The 6,717-nt window shown below is 36.9% G+C and carries 7 protein-coding genes; 4 read left to right on the forward strand and 3 right to left on the reverse strand.

The window, feature by feature from the left end:
• Positions 1 to 38: 38 nt before the first annotated feature.
• On the forward strand, positions 39 to 914 hold the full coding sequence (locus ACSHXM_RS05780) for a hypothetical protein (RefSeq protein ID WP_435687789.1): 876 nt from the start codon (positions 39 to 41) through the stop codon (positions 912 to 914).
• Positions 915 to 939: 25 nt separating this feature from the next.
• Here the strand turns inward: ACSHXM_RS05780 and ACSHXM_RS05785 are convergent, their stop codons facing one another.
• From ACSHXM_RS05785 to hemH, 3 genes are all read right to left on the reverse strand, one after another.
• Positions 940 to 1,347 (reverse strand): DUF4112 domain-containing protein, encoded by a 408-nt coding sequence (locus tag ACSHXM_RS05785; protein WP_435687790.1) that lies wholly within the window; start codon positions 1,345 to 1,347, stop codon positions 940 to 942.
• Between the two features lie 21 nt (positions 1,348 to 1,368).
• Positions 1,369 to 2,658 (reverse strand): DUF819 domain-containing protein, encoded by a 1,290-nt coding sequence (locus tag ACSHXM_RS05790; RefSeq protein ID WP_435687791.1) that lies wholly within the window; start codon positions 2,656 to 2,658, stop codon positions 1,369 to 1,371.
• Between the two features lie 88 nt (positions 2,659 to 2,746).
• Positions 2,747 to 3,829 (reverse strand): ferrochelatase, encoded by a 1,083-nt coding sequence (gene hemH, locus ACSHXM_RS05795; RefSeq protein ID WP_435687792.1) that lies wholly within the window; start codon positions 3,827 to 3,829, stop codon positions 2,747 to 2,749.
• A gap of 276 nt (positions 3,830 to 4,105) precedes the next feature.
• On the opposite strand from hemH, the gene ACSHXM_RS05800 reads away from it, so the two are divergent.
• The 3 genes from ACSHXM_RS05800 to ACSHXM_RS05810 all read left to right on the forward strand — a co-directional run.
• A complete protein-coding gene (locus tag ACSHXM_RS05800; RefSeq protein WP_435687793.1) occupies positions 4,106 to 4,645 on the forward strand; it encodes a hypothetical protein in 540 nt (179 codons plus the stop codon).
• Positions 4,646 to 4,657: 12 nt separating this feature from the next.
• Positions 4,658 to 6,430, forward strand: a complete 1,773-nt coding sequence (locus ACSHXM_RS05805) for an OmpA family protein (RefSeq protein ID WP_435687794.1) — start codon at positions 4,658 to 4,660, stop codon at positions 6,428 to 6,430.
• A gap of 45 nt (positions 6,431 to 6,475) precedes the next feature.
• Positions 6,476 to 6,717: Rab family GTPase (locus tag ACSHXM_RS05810; protein ID WP_435687795.1), on the forward strand; the 242-nt coding region annotated here is incomplete at its 3' end.

Consider the following 6,717-nt stretch of genomic DNA (forward strand, 5'->3'; position numbering starts at 1 on the left):
CTTAGCCAATTGTATTCTATCTACGAAGAGATTAAACAATGAAACTAACTTTAAAGCTTGTATTAATAATTGGTATTTTTACTAGCTCTAAACTTTTAGCAATCGACCTTATCAAACATATTCCCAGTGATAAAAAGGACAATCAAACCTCATATTTCATCCAATTATTACACTTAGCATTACAAAAATCTGAACAAGAGCATGGCCCTTTTCAGCTTCAATCCGTAGATACTCCGATGGGCCAGCAACGGCAGTTTAAAAGTGTGAATGATGGGTCTTTAGACGTACTTTGGGCTATGACTTCCAAAGCGCGCGAAGAGCAAGCTATTCCAATCAGAATTCCTTTACTAAAGGGCTTGCTTGGATACCGAATTTTTGTAATACGAACTGATCAGGTTGAGCAATTCTCTAATATCAATAATATTGAAGACATCAAAAAACTTACTGCTGTTCAAGGCTTTGACTGGCCTGATCTAGATATATTAAAAGCAAATAACTTTACTGTGGTAGATAGTGAATGGTATAACACAATATTCAAAAGCCTTAGCAAAGGGTTTTACGATTATTTTCCTCGTTCAATAATCGAAGTATCGGCAGAGCTGGAATATTACGATACAAGCTTACTAAGTGTCGATCAAAAACATCTACTCATTTACCCGACTGCAATATACTTTTTTGTAGGTAAACACCAGGCCGAATTAGCCCACAGAATTGAGTCTGGTTTATCAAGGGCAATTGATGATGGCAGTTTTCACGCATTGTTTACCCAGTACCCTTCCCATCAGCAAACATTTAATAAAATCGAATTACAAAAAAGAACTAAGTACTTTTTACATAACCCTTTATTACCAGAAAAAACACCAATTAATAACGCAAGGTTATGGTTTGCCCCCTTGCCAACAACAAAACCATAATGACTAGGAATGATGTAAGTTATTGCTAGAGGCTGTTTTCCCATTTCTGTAATAATTGTTGGCTATTTTTCTGAATGTCATGGTGATTTTCAGTCACCCACCAGTGCTCAATAATCCTGACATTTTTTTGATTTGATTTATAAAATAAGTCGATCACATCTCCTAATATAGGAATTAAACCTAACAAAAAGTCTATTAAAATATGACGATACATTACTGCGCGTAAATGACTAGGTAGGCCTAGTTTTCTACCTAAATTAACAATCCTCAATCCAACAAAAACCATAATTAAATCCCCAACAACAGGAATTAACCCAATTAAGAAATCTAATCCTAATTCAATGCCTAAATACGGAATTCGTATTCTAGAATCAGTTAGATTAGCCAAGCGTTGAGCTTGTAATAACTCTTTAGGCGCACGAACGTTATTCATAGTGGGGTTACTCAAGTGTCATTATCCAATTGTTTGTAATATTTGACCGCACAACCAAGCGGTATAGGTGCCTACTGTATAGCCTAGTACAGCCAACATTACCCCAACAGGAGCTAAAGACGGATGAAACGCAGCCGCAACAATTGGGGCTGAAGCAGCTCCTCCCACATTAGCTTGACTACCGACAGCCATATAAAACAGGGGGGCTTTTATTAATTTCGCGACAAATAACATTAAACTGGCATGAATCACCATCCAAATAGCGCCAATAACGAAATAAAGTGGCGCATCTGCGATCATTGTTACATCCATTTTCATGCCAATCGTTGCGATTAACACATATAAAAATGCCGCGCCGACTTTAGATGCACCGGCACCTTCTAACTGACGCACCTTAGTAAATGATAAGATTAAGCCAACGGTACTTGCGAATATAATCATCCAGAAGAACTTACTGTGAAAACTAAACTTATCCAGTTGAGGAAAGTTTTCAACAAAATATGGCGTGATATTGTCAGAAAATAAATGAGCGAACCCAGTCACTCCCATGCCTACCGCCAAAATTAACATGAGGTCATGCAAACTTGGAATTCGAGCGTGTTTATCTTCGAAAGTCTTTACCTTTTCTTTAAGCTCATCTATCGCGCGTGTATCGGCACCAGCTTTCGTATCAATGGCCTTAGCGTTTGCAGACATTATTAATAATACGGCCATCCACAGATTTGCAACAATCACGTCTACCGTTACCATTGCTGAAAACATTTGATCTCCAGCATCATAAATTTCTTTCATTGCAGCTTGATTTGCACTCCCACCTATCCAACTGCCGGCCACAGTTGTCATGCCTCTCCAGACCGCATTTGGACCTTCAACACCTAACAATTCAGGAACAAATGTAGCCACTACTAACAAAGCTATTGGCCCGCCAACGACGATCCCAAGCGTGCCAGTAAAAAACAGAATAACGGCTTTGTTGCCTAACTTAGCAATCGCTTTTAAATCTACGCTTAAGGTTAACAATACTAAACATGCGGGCAATAAATACCGAGAAGCAACATAGTAAAGTTGCGATTTATCTCCATCAATTAAACCAAATGTATTTAATAAAGAAGGCAAGAAATAACAAAGCAAAACAGATGGCACAAACATATAAAACTTTCGCCAAAACGAATGTTGGCTATTGGCTGTGTAAAACACTAATCCAAGTAATATACTTATAATACCAAGCACTGTAGCGTCGTTACTAAAAATGGGCGTATTAGTGACGACTTGTGCAGCAATATCTTGAGCTGGAACTGAAGGTGCAGACATAGAACTCCTTATTCAAGGTGTAAATACCTGTTCTTTAATAAAACCAGATACCTAAATCTTTAGAAATAAGATGTTAACAAAAAGACTGTTACTTTTCTGCACCTAGGTTTTTGGCTAGTTCTGAGCGTGTCGAAACATTTGAAGTAAAACTTAGCGCTGCCTGTAAATAAGGTTTTAAAATTACAGCTAATGCATCAATGTGATTATCATCTGCATTTAACGCTTCTATATACTGATAACTTTCCCCTCCAGCGTTTAGAAAATAATCGCGATTTTCAATACCTATCTCTTCTATCGTTTCCAAGCAATCTGCTGAGAATCCAGGACAAACCACTTGGACAGACTTTACCCCTTCCACTGCAAATTGTTTAAGTGAATGATCAGTATATGGTTTCAGCCATTCTTCTCTACCAAATCGAGATTGAAAACTAGTAAAAAACTGTTCTTTATCTATACCTAGATTCTCCGCTACGAGACGTGAAGTCTTGTGACATTCACAGTGATAAGGGTCTCCATTAAGTAGATATCTTTTAGGAATGCCGTGATAACTAAAGATCAGCTTATCTGCTCTTCCATTCTGTTCCCAATGAGCACGAATCTTATCAGACACGGCTTGAATATAATCTGGGTGGTCATGGTAGTGATTGATAAACTGTAATTCAGGCATCCAACGTTTTCGATTCAAACTTGCAGCAACGGCATCAAAAGTCGAAGCCGTGGTGGAGGCACAATATTGAGGGTATAAAGGTAATACGATTAATTTACGTACTCCTTTTTCAAGCATGTCACTTATCACAGAGTCAACTGAAGGCGAGCCATATCTCATAGCGAAATCAACAACGATATTTTCGCCATAAACTTTCTGTAACCGCTGCCTCAATGAAGCACATTGATCTTGAGTATGAAACATTAAGGGTGATCCCCTTTCAGTCCAAACTGTACTATATGCCTTTGCAGACCTTTTAGGACGTATATTTAAAATAACTAAATTTAAAATTAACCACCAAATAAACCTAGGCACTTCTACCACTCGAGGGTCTGATAAAAATTCTCGTAAATAAACTTTAAGCTGTTTCTTTTTGGGCGCGTCTGGTGTGCCCAAATTAGTGATTAACACACCAACTTTATCTGCTTGAAGATGATTAAACGCAGAATTACTTTGGTATTTCATGAATGTCTCTTAGTGGTTGGAAAGATAAAATTTCACATATGATTTCTGCTATTTTGACCTATTAGCCATAGAAATCAAAGGTGAAACTGAAATTCAAAATAAGTCTAAAAGCTCCAGCTGGGTATCCAAACTACTTTTTACTTAAATAAACAAGTTGCTACTTGGGTAGATTTATCACCCATATTGATGAAAACTATTTAATTTACACCAAAACCTGTGCATTATATGACCTTACGAAATATATCTTTCGTTAACTTTGTAGCATAGGATGGCACCATGACTGACAAAAAAAGCACGACAAATAAAAACAACAAAACTGACTCAAGTACCCAATCTGAACTAGAAACACTAAGGCATATTGTCTTTGGTGCCGCACAAGAAAATATTGAACAGCAAATACATGCTTTAGAAAAGCAAACCCAAAATAGTTTTTCCCAAATGGAACAGTTGTTAGAAAAAAACATCAAGACCATGCAGGCTCAAATGGAAGATGGGTTTAATAGTTTAGAAGATAAACTCTCAGTGGCTGATCAAGGCCAAGATAAAAAAGCTGCCGAGCTAAATAATTATGCCGACCGTATTTCAAGTGCGCTAGAAATGGCAGAAGCCAATAGTAAACAAGAAAATGACGAACTCCATGAGCGATTAAATAGAGAAATTAAAACCCTCAGTGCAAATTTTACTGAACAGCTTGAACAAGCCTTAGCGAAATTAAATCAAGTATCGAGTGAACTAAACTCCTCTAAAACAGATCGTAAAACCCTTGCCAAATTACTAGCATCGGTGGCAAGTAATTTAGAAACGGGTGAAGACTAGAAACGTCGTATTATGACTAACTCGAAAGAGAGTCAAACTAAAACATCTGATACACAACAGATGGAAAAAATTCGCCAACTAGTTCTGGGTGAAGATGCTTCCCTGATTAAAAAAACCATAAAAGATAATGCCCGAGAGGTCGTTGCAGATGTTTTCTCTGAAGCTTTGCACGATAGGGAAAAGAACGACGGTTCTGTAAACAAAGTTTTGTTACCTCTAGTAGAAAAATCTGTCGAAAAATCCGTTGCTAACCATAGTGAACAATTTGTCGGTTATTTATATCCGTTAGTAGGTAGCTTAGTACGAAAATCAGTCACGGCATTTATCACAGAGTTACTCGAAAAAACCAACGCATTGATAGAAAACAGTTTAACTATAAAAGGGTTAAAATGGCGTTTTGAGGCATGGCGTTCAAATGTTCGTTTTTCACAATATGTCGCGAGCCAAACGTTTTCCTTTAGAGTTGAGCAGGTATTTTTAATTCATAAGGAAACTGGCCTTTTATTAAATTCGGTCTCTTTGGATATGAGTACCGGCGCAGACGCTGACATGGTGTCTTCTATGTTAACGGCGATTAACGATTTTGTTGCCGATTCATTTAAACCCAATACTGACTCAAGTGAACAACAGTTAGATGTAGTTCGTACAGATGATTTTACCTTACTAATAAAACAAGGACCCAAAGCGGCACTAGTAGCTGCGGTTACTGGCAACATGCCACAGCATGTGGCCAATCAACTACAGGTAACTTTAGAAGATATTCATAAAATTTATGATAAAGAATTGGACCAATTTGATGGTGATGCTATTAATTTTGAAAATAGCGAAAACCAATTACGAGATTGTTTAGTTACAGAGCTAAAACAAGACGAAAGAGACACTAAGAAAAGGCCTTGGATGGCTTGGATTTTGGTCGTTTTACTCCTTTGTGTTTTTACCTTTTTAGGTGTTTTACGCTGGCAAACGCTAGAAATTAAAGAACAAGTAAGCTTGATTGATAACCAGCCAGGCATTCTCATTACACAACTTGATATTGAAGGTATAAACCAAGTTAAACTAAATGTTCTTAGAGACCCATCCGCTATTTCAATCGATGAATGGTTATCTGTACACAAACTTCCAAAGGACAAAATTTCCATTAAGGAAAGAGCCTACCTTTCGTTAGACCCTGAATTAATCAAAAATAAAGTACAAGCTGTCATTAACACTTATCCTCAAGTTAACGTTAAATGGAACGAACTATCTCCAACATTTACTGGATTTTTAACCGGATTAGATAAATTGTTACTTCAAGGCCAATTATCGTCTATCGAAGGATTAAGTTTCACACCCTCTTTACTCAATGCTATTGTAATAAATAGTAATAATCAAAACGCAGCTGACGACCCAAGTATAATAAGAGCAATATTAGACTTAAACATAGCTAAAATAGAAAAACTGTCAGTGTCATTTGAAAAAGGTAAAACTGATTTATCACTGGATGCTCAAGATTCATTAATAACGATTAAAGAACAATTTAGTAATTTAATTGAAGTGGCAGAACAACAAAACCTTTCTCTCGGTTTAATCATTATGGGGACGACCGATACGGCAGGAACCGCTAGCTTTAACAAAATACTCAGTCAAAAACGCGCTGACACTGTTAAGCTAAAACTACAAGAGTTAGGCATTAGTAATAATAGGCTCAATGCAATAGGTTTAGGTGTAATTGATTTAAAAACATCCAATGAAGGAGCCCGAAAGGTGCTATTTAATGTGGTATATTTCGATGCAAGTCAACAATAAGTCAATTTTTATAAATAAGAACACAATGCAGTTCTTGAGAGCCTTATGATCCAGAAGAAAATTTGTATACTTGGTGCTTCCGGTGTAGGGAAAACAAGTTTAATAAAGCAATATGTAGAAGGTATTTTTTCTGAAAAATATCTCACTTCGATTGGTGTAAAAATCGATAAGAAAATTGTCGAACTTGACTCTAGTAGTGTGCAATTGATGATTTGGGATATTGAAGGAATCGACAATGATGAATGCAGAAGCACCTCTAAGATATTTTTCTTGAAAACCACAGTATC

The sequence above is a fragment of the Paraglaciecola sp. genome, assembly GCF_051252315.1.
Classification (GTDB): Bacteria; Pseudomonadota; Gammaproteobacteria; order Enterobacterales; family Alteromonadaceae; genus Paraglaciecola.